The following is a 17,347-nucleotide window of genomic DNA, read 5'->3' on the forward strand; positions in this document are numbered from 1 at the left end:
CCGGTGCATTTCCAGCGGGAGGTTCTCTCACCGGAGCGTGGAGTCGGTTTCATGCGGTCGAGACCTGCCCTGACCTGTCTGTTCCTCGCCCTCGCCCTTTCGGGGCCGGCCTCGGCCGAGCCGCGCGTCGTCGCGCATCTGAAGGAGCTGAAGGCGAGCGTCGGAGAGCGGGTCGGCAAGGCCGTCGCCCCCTACAAGCGGCGCTATCGCGCGTGGTTCAAGGCGGGACGGTTCGCTCCGTCCGCCAAGACGAAGCTCGTCAGCGCCGCCGATCCGCTCGGGCAGGCTCTGGCCGCCAAGGCCCTGTGGCACGCGGAGGAGGCCGCGACCCCGGCGGAGACGAGTCCGGCTCCGACCACGTCGCGACAGCTCGCGGAGCGGCGTCTGGACCGCACGGCGGTCTTTGCCGTGGACGCGCAGACCTGGCGCGAGCGGCGCGTGCTGCGGACCCCCGCCAGCCTGCGTCGCGATGCGGCCTTTCTCGCGGACCGACTGAACGAGATCCCGGGCTGGTTGCCGCGCGACCTGGGGGGCGCGGAGCTTCCCGAACTTCTCGCGCAGACCCGCGCCTTCGTCGGAGCGCGCAAGGTGCTGGCGCGACCGGGGCTGGTCGGAGTGGCCGACCTCCTCGGGGACAGCTACGTGAAGCAGTGGCTGGCGCGTCGCGGCGCCCCGGGCCAGGAACTGGTCGCGCGCCTGACCAAGGCGGCGCGGGCGATCCAGACGGTCGACGTCGCCACGCTCGAGCTGGAGCGACCGCAGATGCTGCCGCTCGAGCTGCAGGTGCTGCTCGCGGAGAAGCCGGCGCTCAAGGCCACTCTCGCCGCGCTCAAGCGGTCGGGCGTGGACGTGCGCTTTCAGCGGCTGGAGCGCACCCCCGACGACGTGCTCGAGGCCATCGCGCGCATCTCGGTCGCGAGCCAGGAGAACTTCGTGACCACCTGGCTGCCGCAGCTCGTGCAGGGGAGGCGGCCGGTCCTCACGCCCACCGAGCAGGGGCTCAAGCGCGCCGCCGAGATGGGGCTCCTCTCGCCCGAAGGGATGACCCCGCAGCAGCTTCAACAGCGCCTCGAGGCCGACGCCGAGCTCATCGAGCGCGCGGTGCCGCACTATCTGCGCTTCGTGGCGAGCGGCCCGGGTCGCACGGCCGCGCTCGAGGGGCAGCTCGGCCGCCTGAACGCCGCGCTGGACGGGATGCGGCGAAGCTATACCGCGAAGCGCATGTCCTTCGACAATGCCGACGAGCGCACGCACGAGGCCCAGCAGCTGATCAAGAAGATGGTCTGGGTGGGGGGCGCCGCGCACACGCTCGAGCTCATGCACCTCGGGCCGCTGGCCAAGTTCGTGGCCGGGTCGCTCGATGACCTCATGGGCGAGTGGGCCGAGCTGAAGGCTCTCGGCGGCTCGGGCTTCTCCAAGCAGGAGCGGCTGAAGCGGCTCATCCCGCTCGTGCCGGTATTCGGGCTCGCGAGCTGGGGCCTGACCCACGTGGACCCGCTGCTCCACGAGGGGAAGAACCTCATGGCGGGCACGATCTTCGGCTTCTCCGCGGTGGCCCTCTCGCTCACCACGGCAGTGCTGTCGGTGGGCATGTACAAGCACGGCTACGAGGTGCTGCTCAAGGAGGGGAAGCTCCCCGACAAGGTCTCGGTGCTGGCCCTGAGCGATCCCTTCCAGGCGCAGCTCAAGGTCTACGAGGCGCAGAGTCGGGGCTGGCCCGAGTCGCGCAAGAAGGCCGTGCTCCTGGGCCTCGCGCGGAAGCACCTGACGGCCCTCGCCACGCCGTCGCCCGAGGGGGGCAAGGTCGTGCTGAGCGCGGCCTCGGCCAGGGCGGCCCTCGAGCGGCTCGCCACGCTGGATAGCCGTGCGCTCGCGGCGCAGGTCCGCCGCCCCGCCCAGCTCGAGCGCTGGTGGGCGGCGATGAAGCAGGACTTCTCGAACCCCGCGCGCATGGGGATCCTGGTCGGCTCCGCGCTGGCTCCCGTGGCGGGGATCACGGCCTCGTGCCTGGGCCTGATGCACAACGGCTTCATCATGGCCGGCGTGGGGATGGTGGAGTCGCTCGGCGCCTCGGGCACGGTGATGGCTGCCGACCGCCTGATGAAGGCGCGGTACAAGCGCGAGCTCACGCAGCGGCTCCACGCCGTCGAGAAGGCCCAGGTCCCGTCCGCCCCTCGCCCGTGATAGGTTCGGCCTCGGTCCTTCGCCGAGAGCTGCCGATGCGTCGATTCCTCCGCTTCGCCCTGCTCGCCCTGGTGGGTTCGAGCTGCGCCGACTCCGTCATCCCCTACGTGCCGCCGATCGAAGACCTCCCGCGCCCGAGCGAGGTGAAGAGCTGCACGGCCGCGCCGGCCGACCGTCCCGAGGCGCTCGCGGACTGCGGCGTGGGGGGCGGCGTCTTCGGCTTCTGGCGCCTCGACGACGCCGGGCTCCCGGCCTACGAGTACACGCTGGACCACCTCACCGACGCGCGGGCCCGGTATCGCCACTCGCAGTCCGACGACCGACGCGACCACCTGCACCAGCTCGGCAACGACCGCGTCAACGGCGTGGCGACCAACGACGGGCAGGTGATACTCGCGAGCCAGGAGCGCGGGGTGACGCTCCACAACCGCATCGACGCGGCGGCGGGCAACCACGGCGGCGGCTTCAGCGTGATCGGCGAGCAAGGGCGCGCGTGGAACACGGCCTACCGCTACCGGCCCGCCGGGGCGCAGGCGCGTCGCACCTTCGGCATGGGCTACGTGGAATACGTCACGCAGCACGAGGGGGTGCGGGTCACGCGGCGTGTGGTGGCGCCGCCGGGCGACGATCCGCTCCTCGTCGACGAGGTGGTCGTGGAGAACCTGAGCGCCACGATGCGGCACCTCCGTCACTACGAGGTCTGGGATGCGAACCGCCACCAGCTGAAGTTCCAGCAGCTGCGCACGGGCCCTCTGGCGGCGCCGGGAGACGCGAGCCGCAACGCGCTCAACACGCCGTTCGACCAGCGGGTCACGCTCGAGACAGGGGTGCTGATGGCCGAGTACCTGCTGCGGCCGGGCGAGGAGCGACCGCCCCCTGGCGAGGTCTCCTCCACGAACCACTATCCGCAGCCCATCTTCCTCGCGTCGCTCGGCGAGGCCCCCGTGCAGGTCTACACCGATCAGAAGGCCTTCTACGGCAAAGGGGGGCCGGCGAGCCCCGACGGCGCGTCGCTCGACCGCCAGGGCGAGATCCTGCCGCTGCATCCGGCGTGGGGACAGCCGACCTCGCTCGTGATGCGGCACGACCTCGCGCTCGGGCCGCGCGAGTCGCGAAAGCTCCGCTTCGCCTTCGGCTACCTCCCGGGGGGCAAGGACCTGAAGGTGCTCGACCGCCACCGGGACCCGAAGGTCGATCCGCTCACCGCCGTGCAACTCCACTGGAAGCAGCAGGTGGCCTATTTCGCCTCGCCGGAGGCCCCGGAGCTCTCGCGCGAGATTCCGTGGCACGCCTACTACCTGCTCTCCTCCACCCTGACCCTCGACTACTTCCAGACCCTCATGACGCCGCAGGGCTCGGCCTATCTCTACCTGCACGGGCTGGACGGCGCGCCGCGCGACCAGGCGCTCTTCGCGCTGCCCCTCGTCTACCTGCGTCCCGAGCTGGCGCGCGGCAACCTGCGGCTGATCATGGGCATGACCAAGGCCGCCGACGGTGCGATCAGCTACGCCTACCACGGACACGGCGTCCTCGAGCACGCAGTGGCGCACCGCTATCCGTCGGATCTGGATCTCTTCTTCATGCTGGCGATGTCCGAGTACCTGGCCGCCACCGGGGACCGCGCCTTTCTCGCCGAGGAGGTGCGGTTCCACCCGCGGGAGGCGGCGCCGGCGCCGGGGGCGGCGGGGTACACGGTGCTCGACCACGTCCGCGCCGCGGTGGAGCACCTCATCACCGTGGTAGGGCGCGGGCAGCACGGACTTATTCGCGTGGGGGACGGGGACTGGTCGGACGGCGTGGTCTGGCAGGACGAGACGAAGTTCGACACGGCCAGCACGATCCAGCACGGCGAGTCGGTGCCCAACACCCAGATGGCGCTCTACGTGCTGCCGCGACTGGCCACGCTCATCGAACGGGAGGACGCGGCCCTCGCGACGCGGATGCGGCGCTACGCCGAGGAGCTCGAGGCCCCCGCGCGCGCCGAGTTCCAGGGGGAGTGGTTCGCGCGCGCCTGGCTGCGGGACCGAGAGGACCAGCCCGTGCACCTCGGTACGGGGAGCGTGGACCTCGAGGCGCAGCCGTGGGGCCTCTTGTCCGGGCTCCTCTCCGCGGAGCAGGAACAGAAGGTCCTCGACCGCGTCTACGGGGACCTGGATCAGAAGTCGCCGCTCGGCCCGCCGCTCACCGCCGGGGGACAGGTCTGGCCGGGGGTCTCGCAGCTCATGACCTGGGCCTACACCAAGCGCGAGGCGCAGCGGGCGTGGCAGTCGCTCGTGCGGCAGTCCTATGCGACCAAGGCCCGGACCTATCCCGAGGTCTGGTTCGGCATCTGGTCGGGTCCCGACGGCACCTGGTCCAAGTCGGGTCAGGCGTGGACCAGCGTCGCGACACCGATGACCGATTGGCCCGTGATGAACATGAACCCCGACGCGATGTACCTTTTCGGCACGCTGCGCGTGGCGGGGGTGGAGCCCTACGGCCGAGGTCTGCGCATCCAGCCCACGGGCGTGCCCGCGCAGCTCACGCTCGACACGAAGCTCTTGCGCCTGGCCACGCGCGGGGGGGAGACGATCGGAGAGTACCGCGCGCAGAACGGCGGCGAGCTCGTGCTCACCCTGGCTGCGCCGCGCGGGCAGAAGGTCGTCGAGGCGCTCGTGGCCGGCAAGCGCGTCGAGGTGCCCGCGGGGGGCGCGGACCAGGTCGAGGCCTCGCTCGCGTTTGCGGCCGGGCAGAAGGTGTCGTTCGCGTTCCGCTGGAAGTAGGCGTTCGGGGGGGGGAGCCCGGGGGGGCCGGCGTGCCGGCTACGCGACGGTGACGTCCTTGCAGAGGTAGACGTCCTGGATGGCCTGGAGGAGCTCGACGCCCTCCTTCATGGGCCGCTGGAAGGCCTTGCGCCCGGAGATGAGCCCCGCGCCGCCGCCGCGCTTGTTCACCACCGCCGTGCGCACGGCCTCGGCCAGGTCCCCCTCGCCGCTCGAGGCGCCGCCCGAGTTGATGAGCGGGCAGCGGCCCATGTAGCAGTTCGCGGCCTGCCAGCGCACGAGGTCCACCGGGTGCTCGGTGCAGAGCTTGTCGTAGACCAGCTTGTGCGTCTTGCCGAACTTGAGCGCGTTGTAGCCGCCGTTATGGGTGGGCAGCTTCTGCTTGATGATGTCGGCCTGGATCGTCACGCCCAGGTGGTTCGCCTGCCCGGTCAGGTCGGCCGCCGTGTGGTGGTCCACGCCGTCCTTGGTGAAGGCCGAGTTGCGCAGGTAGCACCAGAGAATCGTGCCGAGCCCGAGCTCGTGCGCGTGGTGGAAGGCCTCCGAGATCTCGACGATCTCTCGCCCCGCGTCGTCGGAGCCGAAGTAGATCGTGGCGCCGACGCACGCGGCCCCCATGTTCCAGGCCTGCTCGACCTGCGCGAAGAGGATCTGCTCGTGCTTGTTAGGGTAGGTGAGCAGCTCGTTGTGATTGATCTTCACGATGAAGGGGATCTTGTGCGCGTACTTGCGCGACACGAGGCCGAGCACGCCGAGGGTGGAGGCCACGCCGTTGCACCCGCCTTCGATGGCGAGCTTCACGATGTTCTCCGGGTCCATGTAGGCCGGATTCGGCGCGAAGGAGGCCGCGGCCGAGTGCTCGATCCCCTGGTCGATGGGGAGGATGGAGACGAAGCCCGTGCCGCCGAGCCGTCCCCCGGCGTAGAGGCGCTGCAGGCTGACCAGCACCTGCCCGTTGCGATCCGACGGCCCGAACATCTCGTCGAGGTGGGTCGGCCCCGGCAGGTGAAGCTGCTCCTTGGGGATCCCCTTGCACACGTGCGTCAGCAAGCTGTCCGACTCCTTGCCGAGCAGCTCGGTGATTCGTCCGATGTTCATCATCTTCTCCTCCCGCGGTGGCGTGAACCCGGGCGTTTTTACACCCCGCTGCCCCGGGAGGCAAGGCGAGGCAAGGCGAGGGAAGGCGAGTCGCTGTGCGGCGAGCGCGGTACACTGCCCCGGTGACTTCGCTTCGTGTCGTTTCTCGCCGGGTCGTCGGGCTGGCGTTCGTGCCCGTGCTCGCGCTGGCGCTGGCCGGCGCCGGGTGCCGTCGAGATCCGGGAGCGGCACCTTCACCGACGGGCGACCGACAGCTGGACGCGCGCTTCGCGTTCGCGCGGGAGCGTGACCCGGCGCTCGCGCTTCGTCTCGGGGAGGCGCTGAAGTGCCGCGCTGTCGGAGCGGCCCTCGCCGCGGCGGGCTTTCGCGGGGAGGCGCTCGCGGCGCTGCGGGAGGGGAGGGTGCCGTCGCTGCCCGCGCTCCGGCCGGAGGAGGCGCTGCTCTCGCTCGTCGTGCGGGGGGGCGAGCTGCATCGCTTTCTCCTGGTGAAGGGCAAGGTGCGGGCGCTGCCGGCGCGGCCGCTGGCCCGGATCGAGGCGGCCGTGATCGGGGCGCGGGACGAGCTCGAGCTCGGCGAGGCGGAGCGGCCCGAGGAGCTCTTCCGCCGGCTGCGGGCGCTCGACCGCGAGCTGCTCGAGGACGCGACGCCCGTTCTCGAGGGGGTGACGCAGCTCGTGGTGCTCCCCGACGGGCTATTGCGCGCGGTGCCCTTTCACGCGCTCGTGCAGACGCTCGCGCCGCTCCGCTTCGTGGTGGAGGAGCGAGCCGTATCGCAGGCGCCGTGCCTCGGCCTGCTGCGTCCGGCGGCTGGGCTCCGGCAGAGCGCGATCGCGCTGCTGCCGCGCTATCGCGGGGCGACGGAGGAGTTCCCGCTCGAGGGCGCGCGGGACGAGCTGGCGTCGATCGAGAGGGCCGGGTTTCGCCTCCAGCGCGTCGAGGGCGAGAACGCGACGGCCGAGCGGTTCGAGCGGGCCCTCGGTGCGCCCGGCGGGCTCGTGCACTTCGCGGGGCACGGGCTGCCGGGCTTCGAGGCGGGGCGGGCACCGGAGCTCGTCTTCGCGGGGGGCGGTCGGGCGGTGAGCGTGGCCAGCCTGGGTGCGCAGCCCGGGGCGGCGGCGGTGGCGGTGCTCGGGGCCTGCGCCGCAGCCTACCCGGCGCGCTTTCGCGACGGCGTGCGGCGCGTGCCGAGCACCAGCCTGGTCGAGGGGCTCCTCGCGGGGGGGACGCGGGCCGTGCTCGCGGCCTCCTGGACAGTCAAGGATCGTTTCTCCGCGCGGCTCCTGGCCGGTTTCTACCGCGACCTCCCGCGGGTCGGCGCGGGACGCGCGCTCGCGGCCGCGCAGCGGGAGTGGCGCCGGCGCCTCGTGCCGCCGCACCCGCGGTACTGGGGGGCCTACGCGCTCTACGGGGCGTGGCGATAGGCGTTCGCCGCGCGGACCCGCGCCGGGCGGCGGACCCGCGCCTTGAGCGCTGCTCACCGGCGATGGTAGCGTGACGGAATGGGCCGGACGGATCGCAGCACGCTGGTCACCACCGGCAACACCTCGAGCCGGACGCAGGCCCGGCTGCTGACCGTGATCCTCTTGTACGACGACCTCCTCGCCGACGTGGCGCAGACCGTGCGGCTCTTCCCGCGCACCAGCCTGCGAATCGGTCGCGCCGAGGAGGGGGTTGCAGCCGTTTCCGACGGGGAGGATCGGCTGGCGCTGGCGGACGGTCGCACCTCGGCCAGCCACGCCACGATCCGCAGCGAGCCCACCTTCTCGGTGCTGATCGACGAGAAGAGCCGCAACGGGACCTTTCTGAACGGGATGCGGCTCGAGAGCGAGCGGCCGCTCTCCGACGGTGACCTGCTCGAGCTCGGACACACGCTGCTCTGTTTCCGCGTGGTCGACGAGGCGCAGGCCGACCGCGTGCTGGCTGGCCGGCCGTGTCTCCTCGGTCCCACGCGCACGCACTCTCCCGAGGTGGCGGCGCTCTCGGCGGAGCTGGATCGCGTCGCGCCCACGGGGCAGTCGGTGCTCATCCTCGGCGAGACCGGCACGGGCAAGGAGGTCGTCGCGCAGGAGGTGCACGCGCGGAGCGGCCGGCGGGGGGCGCTGCGCGCGATCGACTGCGGGGCGATCCCCGACCCGCTCTTCGAGTCCACCTTCTTCGGTCACCGGCGTAACGCCTTCACCGGCGCCGAGACGCGCACGGGCGAGCTCGCGCTCTCCGACGGCGGCACCCTCTTTCTCGACGAGGTGGCCAACCTGAGCCCCGAGGCGCAGGCCAAGCTCTTGCGCGTGCTCGAGGAGCGCAAGGTGACGCCGCTCGGCGGCACGGAGAGCCTGCCTTTGGACCTCCGCGTGGTGGCAGCCACGAATCGGGACCTCTACCAGCCGGGCACCGGCTTTCGCGCGGACCTCCTGCAGCGCGTGGCGGGCTACGTGGCGAAGCTCCCTCCTCTCGCGCGACGGCGCGAGGACCTGGGGCTGCTCGCGGCGCACCTCTTGCGACAGGTGGGAGTCACCCGGGCCGCGATCCGCTCCGCCGCCGGCCGCGCGCTCTTCGGGGGACCGCTGCCGGGCAACATCCGGCAGCTACGCGAGGCGCTGCGCACCGCGGCGGCCCTCGCGGGCGACGGCCCGATCGAGCTCGAGCACCTGCCCCCCCTCGGCCCGTCGAGCGGCGCCGACACGAGGTACGGGGACGAGACGCGGCCATCGGAGTCGCCCGAGCCGCCCGAGCTGGCCAACCGGCAGAAGGTCACCGCCCCCGGCGGCGTGCCCGTCCCCGACGCGGCGAGCATCGAGCAGGCGCTCGAGGCCGCGGGCGGAAACATGGTCCAGGCCGCGCGCCAGCTCGGCACCAGCCCGCGCCAGCTCTACCGCTGGGTGGAGCGGCTCCAGATCAGCCTCGAGCGCTTCCGCGGCGGTGCCTGAGCGCCAGACCCTGACCGTCAGACTCTGACAGCCCTCTGACAGGGCCGCGTCGGGCCCCTGTCAGACCCCCGCCCATCACGCAACCCCGTTGAATTCCAGGGCCGGTAGGCCGATCCCGGCCTGGCGCGTGCCGTGCATTCGTCACCTTCGTCATCGACGGAGGACCGCATGAGACGAACGAAGCTGACAGCCCTGACCCTGGTGATCCTCGCCGGCTGCGAGGGCCTCGCGCCGGAGGTGGACCTCTCGGAGGCGCATAGCCAGACCCGGCCCCTGACGGTGCCGCAGTTCTGCCCGGTCTACCCGGTCTGCGCGCCGCACCCGCAGTTCAGCTGGCTGCCCGACCTCAACAACTGCTCCTTCCGCCAGGTCTGCTCGTGCCAGACGCTCTTTGTCTGCGACAGCCTCACGCCGCCCACGAACTGCGCGCTGCGGGAGGTCTGCCCGCCGGCCATCGAGTCCACCTGGAACGCGACGCAGAAGCTGGACCTCTCGTACTGCATCTCGCGCGACTTCTCGGGGAGCGAGCGCTCCCGCATCATCGACGCCATGGGCCACGCCCGCCGCGCCTGGGAGCGGGCCGCGAACGTGCGTTTCATTCACCGCGACGACCTGGACGGCGGCAACTGCACGGGGACTACCTCGCAGGTGCTCTTCGACATCCGCCCCGAGATGGACACCAGCGTGAACTTCTCCGCGCAGGCCTTCTACCCCATCGACCCCCGACCCGCGCGCAACGTGAAGATCCGCATCGACTACGTGCGCGACCAGGACACGAACGGGGACGGCATGAACGACCTCTTCTTCGACAGCTCCACCTGGCTCAAGCTGCGCCTCGCCTCGGTGCTGACCCACGAGATGGGCCACGTCCTCGGCTTCATGCACGAGCACCCGCGCTTCGACCAGTCGGGCAAGGGCACGACCTGCACCGAGGACGCGATCTTCCGTCACCGCGACCTGACCAGCGCCGACCCGATCTCGATCATGCAGTACTCGAGCTGCGGCGGCGGCAGCTCGCTCTCCGGCCAGGTGGTCACCCCGCGCGACGCGCAGGGGGCGCGCATGATCTACGGCGACGCCCACCGCATCTCCGAGATCGCGCTGCGCACGAGCGACGGCTGCTTCCTCGGCGCCAAGGACCAGGGAGGTCAGGGGATGGTCGCCTCGGCCACCCTCGGCGCGGACCAGACCTTCGAGCTGATCGAGCTCGGCGGCGGGCAGGTAGCCTTGCGCGCCCGCCACGGACACTTCGTCTCCGCCGAGAACGACGGGGTCACGCTGAACGCGAACCGCCACTACCTGCAGAGCTGGGAGACCTTCACCCTGACCCAGGTCCTCGGCGGGACGGTCGCTTTCTTCGGCACCGCGCACGGCAAGCGCATCGTGGGGAGCTGCGGCGGTGTGGGCCAGGGGAACGGCACCCTCCAGAGCTATCTCACGATCGTGCCTCTCGACGCCCGTCCCGTTGCGCTGCGCCAGTCCGACGGCCGGCACCTCTCCGTTCCGCGCAACGGCGACCTCGTCGGCATTGGGCCGCGCATCTTCCGCGACGAGGTGCTCTACCGCGTGGACCTCGGGAGCAACAAGCTCGCCCTGCGCACGGCGGATGGCCGCTTCGGGCAGGTCTCCTCGAGCTGGTTCTACCGCTTCGACACCACGACCCTCGACCCGGCCACCGCGCTGACCCAGGTCACCTACAGCGGCTGGCAGCAGCTGGCCTTCCGCACGAGCGACGGCCGGAATCTGACGTGGACCAGCAGCGGCACGCTCGCTCCGGGATACGCCGCCCCGACGGTCTTCACGCAGCTCGAGCTCAAGGGCGAGCCCGTGGTGCTGCGCACGGCCGACAGCCGGTTCATCTGGCAGGCCCTCTCGGGCGGTGGCTACGACGTGCAGGCCGTCTCGGCGCGTCCGGTGGGCGGCTGGGAGACCTTCCGCCGGGTCTGGCTCACCCCGACCACGATGGCGCTCCGCGCCGACAACGGGCAGTACGTCAACGTGATCGGCGACCGCCGCCTCTTCGCCACGACGGATTGGATCGACGCGCAGAACACCTTCACTCCGAGCGCGCAGAACGGCGCCACCTGCTTCACCTGGTTCGGCATCTACGTCGCGGCCGAGGGGGGCGGCGGCCGCGAGCTCGTGGCCAACCGCGGCGGCTGCTACGCCTGGGAGAGCTTCCAGGTGCAGGCGCTGTAAAGCGTCAGGCGCTCTGCCCGGTCGCGCGTTTCCCGCCCCTGTCTGGCTCCGCCACCTCCCCAGTCCGCTGCTCGTACGCTTCCACTGAACCACCGCCCGCACCCCACCCACCGTCCGCCGCGTCGCGTGGCGGTGGATCGGTGCGGCGGGCGGCGGTGGGGCGAGCGGCGGTGGGCGCACGCGGGCGGCAGGGGGGATTGGTGCGCTGGGGAGGAGGGCTGGCGACGGGGGGTGGGCGAGAGCCCGGGCGGTGGTGGGCGCACGCGGGCGGTGGCGGTGGATCGGTGCGGCGGGGAGGGGGGCTTATCGTTGTTGTCGTGTGTTGTACGTGCAAGGAGATTGCCGACACTGTTTGTGTACGCGCAAGGACATCGCTTGACGCAATACCGACGCCTTGCTACTATTAGCCTTATTCATGCTGGAACGCAAACGCAAATCCTCCTCGGGCGATGGGCGGACTTCGGGCACGCGTCCGCCGGCGGGTTCTGCGCAGCAGCTTCCGTTGCCTATGCGGGAGGCGGGGCGGTGGGGCGGGAAGCGCGAGGGTGCGGGACGGAAGAAACGGCCGGGAAGCGGCTTGCCGCATCGGGCGCGGCCGCTTCTGGCCAGCAGGTTTCCGGTGCACGTCACGATGAAGGTGGTGGAGGGGCTGCCGAACCTGCGGAGCAAGAAGCAGCTCCGCGCGATCGAAAGCGCCTTCGTGGAGTCGGCGGGGCGCTTCGGCCTGAACCTCGCCCACTACTCGATCCAGAAGAACCACCTGCACCTCGTGACGGAGGCGAAGGACCGGGACGTGCTGATGAAGGGCCTGCGCGCGCTGGCGATCAGGCTCGCGCACGCGCTGAACCGCACGGTGGGCCGCAAGGGGCGCGTGTTTCGGGACCGCTACCACCAGCACATCCTGAAGACGCCGAGCGAGGTGAAGGCGGCGCTCGCGTACGTGCTCCAGAATTCGCGAAAGCATAGGGTCGCGCGCGGCAAGTGGGTCCCGAAGCGCGACCTGGACGCGTGCAGCTCGGCGCGCTACTTCACCGGCTGGAAGGACCTCGTGCCGGTGCCGCCCGACGGAGACGCGCCGGTGCTCGAGCCGCGAACGTGGCTGCTCAGGACGGGCTGGAAGCTACGGGGACTGATTCCGACGAGCGCGGTGCCGGGATCGTAGGACGGGTCTGGCGGGGGTAGCGCGGAGCGCTCTGCGCGGTAGGGGAGATCTCGCGCGGCGAGGCGTGCTTCTCAGCCGTCCCGCACCGCGTCCGCGGAGGCGTGCGCGACGAAGCGGCCGAACCAGCCCAGGCACCGGGCGTGGAGCGCCGGGGAGGCCCGTTTGAGCCACCAGAGGGGCCGCGCGTGCCAGCCCGGGCTGACGATCAGAAAGCGCCCCGTGCGGAGCCCCTCGAGGAGATCGCGCGCCACGCGCTCGGGCTCCACCCCCATCTGGTCGTAGAAGCGCATCACCTTGCCGCGCAGCCCCTCCCAGCGCGGGCCGAAGGGGGCTTCGTCCAGGATCTGGGTGCTCACCACTCCGGGGCAGAGGAGCGTCACGCCCACGCCGCGCGGGCCGAGCTCGGCCGCGAGCGCCTCGGCCAGGCCCACCAGCGCAAACTTGCTGGTCACGTAGGGTGCGACCCCCGGCACGCCGAAGAGCCCCACCGCCGACGAGGTGAGCACGAGCTGCCCCTCGCCCCGCGCCAGCATGCGCGGCAGAAAGGCGTGCAGCGCGTAGATCGGCCCGAAGAGGTTCACGCCGAGCACGCGCCGCCACTCCTCGAGCGGGACCTGCTCCACAGGCCCGGCGCAGACGACGCCCGCGTTCAGGTGCAAAAGGTCCACCCGCCCGCGACGGGCGAAGATCGCGTCGGCGAGGCCGGCTACGGCCTCGGCGTCGGCGCAGTCCACGACGTGCGCGACCGCGTCGCCCCCGCTCCCCCGGATCTCCTCGGCCACCGCCCGCGCGCGCGTCTCGACGATGTCGACCACCTCGAGCCGCGCCCCCTCGGCCGCCAGAGCCCGCGCCGTGGCCCGGCCGATCCCCGAACCTCCGCCGGTCACGACGGCCACCGCGTCCCGAAAGCCCTTCATTCGCGCTCCCTCGCCTGCTAAGGTCCGCCGCGCCCCGGGGCCCCCGAACGCTCCGGGGCACAGCCGGAGGCGGTGTCGTGACGAACCAGTCCCTGAATCCGAGATGGCTCTTCGCCGGCGTGGCCTGCACCACCGCGGCCACGCTGATGCTGCAGCTCACGCTGACGCGCATCTTCTCGGTCATCATGTACTACCACTTCGCCTTCCTGGCGATCTCGCTCTGCCTCTTCGGCCTCGGCGCCTCGGGCATCTACCTCTACCTCCGTCCGCGCCTGACGGACCGCGCGGGCCTCGTCCAGCGCCTCACGCGCTACGGCGTGCTGGCGGGGGTGACCACCGCGTTCGCCCTGCACTACATCCTGGGCCAGACCGTCAGCCTCGAGCTCGTGGGGAAGAACCTGAAGGTGCTGACCACGATCTACGTCCTCGCCGCGCTCCCGTTCCTCTTTGCCGGGATGGTGGTGACGCTGGTCGTGCACCAGCTCCGCGAGCAGATGAGCCGCGTCTACTTCTACGACCTCGTCGGTGCGGGCCTCGGCTGCCTTGCGCTCATTCCGCTCCTCGACCTGCTCGGGGGGCCGAGCACCGTGCTGCTCGCGGGCGCGCTCTTCATGGTGGCCGGCGTGCTCTTTCGCCTGGCGCTCCCCGAGCGGGCGCTCCTCTCGCTCGGCGGCGGCCTCGCGGGGCTCTTCGCCATCGCGGGCCTCACCGCGGCGGTGGTCAACACCGTGAGCCCCTTCATGCGCATTCCGTCGGTGAAAGGGACCCTCGAGGAGCGCGTGATCTTCGCCAAGTGGAACAGCTTCTCGCGCATCACCGTCGAGCAGACGACGGGCGATCACCTCTGGCTCAAGATGGACTCCTCCGCCGCGACCCGCATCTTCTCGAAGGAGGTGGAGGCGCAGAAGTGGGAGCCCACGCGCCGCTTCTCCGAGGTGCAGGTGGCGAGCATGGTCTACGCCCTGCGCAAGCCGGGCAAGTCACTGATCATCGGACCGGGGGGCGGGCCGGACGTGATCTCGGCGCTCTATTACGGCCAGAAGGACGTGACGGGCGTCGAGCTGAACCCGATCACCGTGAACGACGTGATGAAGGGGCGCTTCCGCGACTACACGGGCGGGCTCTACACGCGCCCCGAGGTGAACGTGGTGGTCGGCGAAGGGCGCAGCTTCATCCGCGGCTCGAAGGAGCGCTACAGCTCGATCCAGGCCACGCTGGTGGACACCTGGGCCGCGACCGCCGCCGGCGCCTTCACCCTCTCCGAGAACATGCTCTACACGCGCGAGGCCTTCCGTGACTACCTGGCGCACCTCACCGACGACGGCGTGCTGACCATGACCCGCTGGCACGGGCGCGAATTCCTCCGCCTGCTCGTCCTCGGCCGCGCCGCGCTCGACGGGCTCGGCCTCTCCGGGCACGCGCGCCACTTCTACATCGCCGGCGACGACCGCATGGGGACCTTCCTGCTCAAGAAGAGCCCCTTTACCGAGGAGGAGGTGCGGCGCCTCGACGCCTACGTGGCCGAGAACCGCCTCACGCGGGTCTATTCGCCCTTCGCGCCCGACCAGAACCAGCTCGCCTCGTTTCTGCGCGAGCCCAACTGGAAGGGCTTCGTCGAGTACCACCCGGAGGACATCTCCCCCACCCCCGACGACCGGCCGTTCTTCTTCTACACCGTCAAGCCGGGTGACCTGCTCACGGTCTTTCGCGACCTCCGCGCGCTCTCCGAGCACAACGTGGGGCTCGCGCTCCTGCTCATCCTCCTCGGGGTCGTGGCCGCCCTGGTCTTCGTGATCTTCGTCTTGCCGCTCTTTCTCTTCCGGCGCGACGCGCTGCGCGGCGACCGCCTGGCGAAGTCGCGCTACCTCATCTACTTCCTCTGCCTCGGGGCCGGCTACATCACCGTCGAGATCGCGCTCATGCAGCACTTCGTGCTGTTCCTCGGCCACCCGACCTACGCGCTCGTGATCATCCTCTTCTCGCTGCTCGTGGCGAGCGGCGCGGGGAGCTACACCTGCCGCAACGTGGGCCCCGACCGGGTCGACCGCGTGGTGCTGCGCAACGTCGTCCTCCTCGCCGGCGTGCTCGTCGGCTACATGCTGCTCTTGCCGGTGGTCTTCGACGCCGCCGTGGGGCTCCCGATGCCCGTGCGCATCGGCATGACCGTGGCGCTCATCGCGCCGCTCGGGCTGCTCATGGGCACGCTCCTCCCCCTCGCCATCCAGGGGGCGGGCAAGCGCTTCGGCGAGCTCGTCCCGTGGGCCTGGGGCCTCAACGGCGCCGCGTCGGTCTTCGGCTCGGTCCTGGCCATCGCGCTGGCCATGAACGTCGGCTTCAAGCGCACGCTGCTGGTGGGGCTCTTCTTCTACGCCCTCGGGCTGGTCTCGGTGCGCGGCCTGCTCGGGCGCTCTCAGTCCGCCGAGCACGCGCAGGGCGCCCCGGCCGAGAGCTCACCGCCAGTGCTGCAGGAGTAGGCGAGGGCGCTTCGTTCACGGTCGCTGCTTGGTGCCGCGCAGCTTGAAGAGCTGCTTGAGTCGCTGCTTCTGCGCCGGGTCGAGCCTGCGCCAGGTGGCCGCGTTCTTCAGGAAGCGTTCGCGGTCGCCCCTCGACAGCTTGAGCACGCGCTCCATGAGCTGCCGCAGCTTCGCGCGTCGCGCCTCGGGGAGGTTCTGGTAGCGACGGAAGAGCTCGCCGATGCGTCGGCGCTCCCCGGCCTCGAGCCGCGAGTACTGCCGGTGCAGCTCGCGCAGGCGCTCCCGTTCGGCCGGCGCGAGGGCGAGATAGAGCTTCAGGCGGCGCTGGAGCTCCGCCTGTTCCTCGGGGCGGAGCTTCGAAAAGACCTCGTGACGCCGCTTGAGCTCTTGCCGCTCGGCGTCGCTCAGCGACCGCCAGGTCCTCTCCGCTTCGTCCTCTGCGCGCGCGCGCGCCGCTCCGCCGACGACGAGCACCGACGCGATGGCGAGAGCCGCGACCCAGCGCCGCGTCATGGCCGCCCCCCCGCGCCGAGCTCGTCGAGCGCCTGGACCACTTCGAGGTCCTCGAGCACGTCCAGGTTGGCCACCACGTCGTAGTTCTGGAGAAGCTCGACGTGCCGCACGACGTCGAGGTCGGAGACGGCGCCACGCGTTGCCGGCGGGCGATGGACCGGTCGCCCGTACCGGAGCACCGCGACGCTGGCGACCGCGACGCAGGCGGCCACCGCGAAGGCGAAGATCGGCAACCGGAGGCTGCGAAACCAGGCGCCACGCGCCTCGGTCTCCTTCGCCGCGCCGCGCTTCGCCGCTTCGAGGCGCCGCGCGAAGGCCGCGTCGAACCCGGTGGAAGGCTCGATCCGCGGCTCTGCATCGACGAGCGCCATCGCCGCTCGCAGCTGCGAGAGGTGTGCCCGGCAGGTCGGGCAGGCGGCCAGGTGCGCCTCGAGCGCCGACGCCTCGTCTGACGTCAAGCGGCCGTCCACGAGCTCTCCGAGGCGGACACGACAGGCTCTACAGGTCATGGGCACCCTCCAGGTGCGGGGCGAGCGCCTCGACGAGCTGCTCGCGTGCGCGATTGAGCAGCGACTTCACCGCGCCCACCGAGGTCTCGAGGGTCGCGGCGATCTCCTCGTAGGAGAGATGGTGCACACGTAAGAGGACGAGCGCGGTGCGCTGCTTCTCCGGCAGCCGGGCGAGCGTGAGGTCCAGGGCCTGCTGCGCGCGGCGCGTGCGTACCTCGGCCTCGGGGCTGCCCGTCGTCGAGGCGTGCCGCGTCTCCTCGAGCGCCTCGGGGGGGCTGCGCCGCTCGGGTCGTCGCGCCTCGTTCAGACAGTGATTCCGCGCGATGCGGAAGAGCCAGCTCGCGAAACGCGCCTCCGGTCGATAGCTCGCCGCCGCGCGGTAGGCCTTGATGAAGATCTCCTGGGCCAACTCCTCGGCCAGGTCGCGTCGCCTCACGAAGCGCAGGGCGAAGCCGATGAGGGGCGCTTTGTACTTGTCGTAGAGCTTCTGAAAACACGTTTCATCCCCGCGCTGGAAGGCCAGCATCCATACGACGTCCGGGTCGGCCTCGCCCGGCTGTCCCGTGAGCACGACGCCCACCCCTTCGCGGTCGCTCACGGCGGTG

General features: G+C 71.3%; 12 protein-coding genes. 7 read left to right on the forward strand and 5 right to left on the reverse strand.

Translation table 11 applies throughout. From position 1 onward, the window contains the following. Nucleotides 1–51 precede the first annotated feature (51 nt). Both IT371_16975 and IT371_16980 read left to right on the forward strand, forming a co-directional pair. On the forward strand, nt 52–2,184 hold the full coding sequence (locus tag IT371_16975) for a hypothetical protein (GenBank protein ID MCC6749360.1): 2,133 nt from the start codon (nt 52–54) through the stop codon (nt 2,182–2,184). 35 nt (nt 2,185–2,219) lie between these two features. Then, nucleotides 2,220–4,946, forward strand: coding sequence for a hypothetical protein (locus tag IT371_16980; GenBank protein MCC6749361.1), 2,727 nt, complete (start codon nt 2,220–2,222; stop codon nt 4,944–4,946). A gap of 39 nt (nt 4,947–4,985) precedes the next feature. On the opposite strand, the gene IT371_16985 is transcribed toward IT371_16980, so the two are convergent. After that, the gene (locus tag IT371_16985) at nt 4,986–6,044 is read right to left on the reverse strand and encodes a class I fructose-bisphosphate aldolase (protein MCC6749362.1); all 1,059 of its coding nucleotides are present in this window, start codon (nt 6,042–6,044) and stop codon (nt 4,986–4,988) included. A 122-nt stretch (nt 6,045–6,166) separates the two neighbouring features. Here IT371_16985 and IT371_16990 point away from each other — a divergent pair, with 122 nt between their 5' ends. From IT371_16990 to IT371_17005, 4 genes are all read left to right on the forward strand, one after another. After that, on the forward strand, nt 6,167–7,465 hold the full coding sequence (locus IT371_16990) for a CHAT domain-containing protein (protein ID MCC6749363.1): 1,299 nt from the start codon (nt 6,167–6,169) through the stop codon (nt 7,463–7,465). Between the two features lie 78 nt (nt 7,466–7,543). Then, on the forward strand, nt 7,544–8,968 hold the full coding sequence (locus IT371_16995; protein ID MCC6749364.1) for a sigma 54-interacting transcriptional regulator: 1,425 nt from the start codon (nt 7,544–7,546) through the stop codon (nt 8,966–8,968). A gap of 168 nt (nt 8,969–9,136) precedes the next feature. Beyond that, entirely contained in the window at nt 9,137–11,167 is a 2,031-nt protein-coding gene (locus IT371_17000; GenBank protein ID MCC6749365.1) for a hypothetical protein, read from the forward strand. A 619-nt stretch (nt 11,168–11,786) separates the two neighbouring features. Beyond that, the gene (locus tag IT371_17005; GenBank protein ID MCC6749366.1) at nt 11,787–12,329 is read left to right on the forward strand and encodes a hypothetical protein; all 543 of its coding nucleotides are present in this window, start codon (nt 11,787–11,789) and stop codon (nt 12,327–12,329) included. 71 nt (nt 12,330–12,400) lie between these two features. Here the strand turns inward: IT371_17005 and IT371_17010 are convergent, their stop codons facing one another. Then, on the reverse strand, nt 12,401–13,246 hold the full coding sequence (locus tag IT371_17010; GenBank protein ID MCC6749367.1) for an SDR family oxidoreductase: 846 nt from the start codon (nt 13,244–13,246) through the stop codon (nt 12,401–12,403). A gap of 77 nt (nt 13,247–13,323) precedes the next feature. Here IT371_17010 and IT371_17015 point away from each other — a divergent pair, with 77 nt between their 5' ends. After that, a complete protein-coding gene (locus tag IT371_17015) occupies nt 13,324–15,720 on the forward strand; it encodes a hypothetical protein (GenBank protein ID MCC6749368.1) in 2,397 nt (798 codons plus the stop codon). Between the two features lie 15 nt (nt 15,721–15,735). Here IT371_17015 and IT371_17020 read toward each other — a convergent pair whose 3' ends face one another. The 3 genes from IT371_17020 to IT371_17030 are packed head-to-tail and all read right to left on the reverse strand — an operon-like array spanning nt 15,736 to nt 17,340. Further along, nucleotides 15,736–16,233 (reverse strand): DUF3106 domain-containing protein, encoded by a 498-nt coding sequence (locus IT371_17020; protein ID MCC6749369.1) that lies wholly within the window; start codon nt 16,231–16,233, stop codon nt 15,736–15,738. After that, nucleotides 16,230–16,742: a zf-HC2 domain-containing protein gene (locus IT371_17025; protein MCC6749370.1), complete on the reverse strand. Its 513-nt coding sequence runs from the start codon at nt 16,740–16,742 to the stop codon at nt 16,230–16,232. The genes IT371_17020 and IT371_17025 overlap by 4 nt, the downstream gene beginning before the upstream one ends. Next, nucleotides 16,732–17,340, reverse strand: a complete 609-nt coding sequence (locus IT371_17030) for a sigma-70 family RNA polymerase sigma factor (protein MCC6749371.1) — start codon at nt 17,338–17,340, stop codon at nt 16,732–16,734. Before IT371_17030 ends, IT371_17025 begins: the two co-directional genes overlap by 11 nt. Nucleotides 17,341–17,347 lie beyond the last annotated feature (7 nt).

The sequence above is a fragment of the Deltaproteobacteria bacterium genome (genome assembly GCA_020848905.1).
Lineage (GTDB): Bacteria > Myxococcota_A > Polyangia.

Bases quoted from the DNA above. Each gene is read 5' to 3' on its own strand.
- IT371_16975 (MCC6749360.1), top strand. From the start codon at position 52: ATGCGGTCGAGACCTGCCCTGACCTGTCTGTTCCTCGCCCTCGCCCTT.
- IT371_17010 (MCC6749367.1), bottom strand. From the start codon at position 13,246: ATGAAGGGCTTTCGGGACGCGGTGGCCGTCGTGACCGGCGGAGGTTCG.
- IT371_16980 (MCC6749361.1), top strand. From the start codon at position 2,220: ATGCGTCGATTCCTCCGCTTCGCCCTGCTCGCCCTGGTGGGTTCGAGC.
- IT371_16995 (MCC6749364.1), top strand. From the start codon at position 7,544: ATGGGCCGGACGGATCGCAGCACGCTGGTCACCACCGGCAACACCTCG.
- IT371_17025 (MCC6749370.1), bottom strand. From the start codon at position 16,742: ATGACCTGTAGAGCCTGTCGTGTCCGCCTCGGAGAGCTCGTGGACGGC.
- IT371_17020 (MCC6749369.1), bottom strand. From the start codon at position 16,233: ATGACGCGGCGCTGGGTCGCGGCTCTCGCCATCGCGTCGGTGCTCGTC.
- IT371_17000 (MCC6749365.1), top strand. From the start codon at position 9,137: ATGAGACGAACGAAGCTGACAGCCCTGACCCTGGTGATCCTCGCCGGC.
- IT371_16985 (MCC6749362.1), bottom strand. From the start codon at position 6,044: ATGAACATCGGACGAATCACCGAGCTGCTCGGCAAGGAGTCGGACAGC.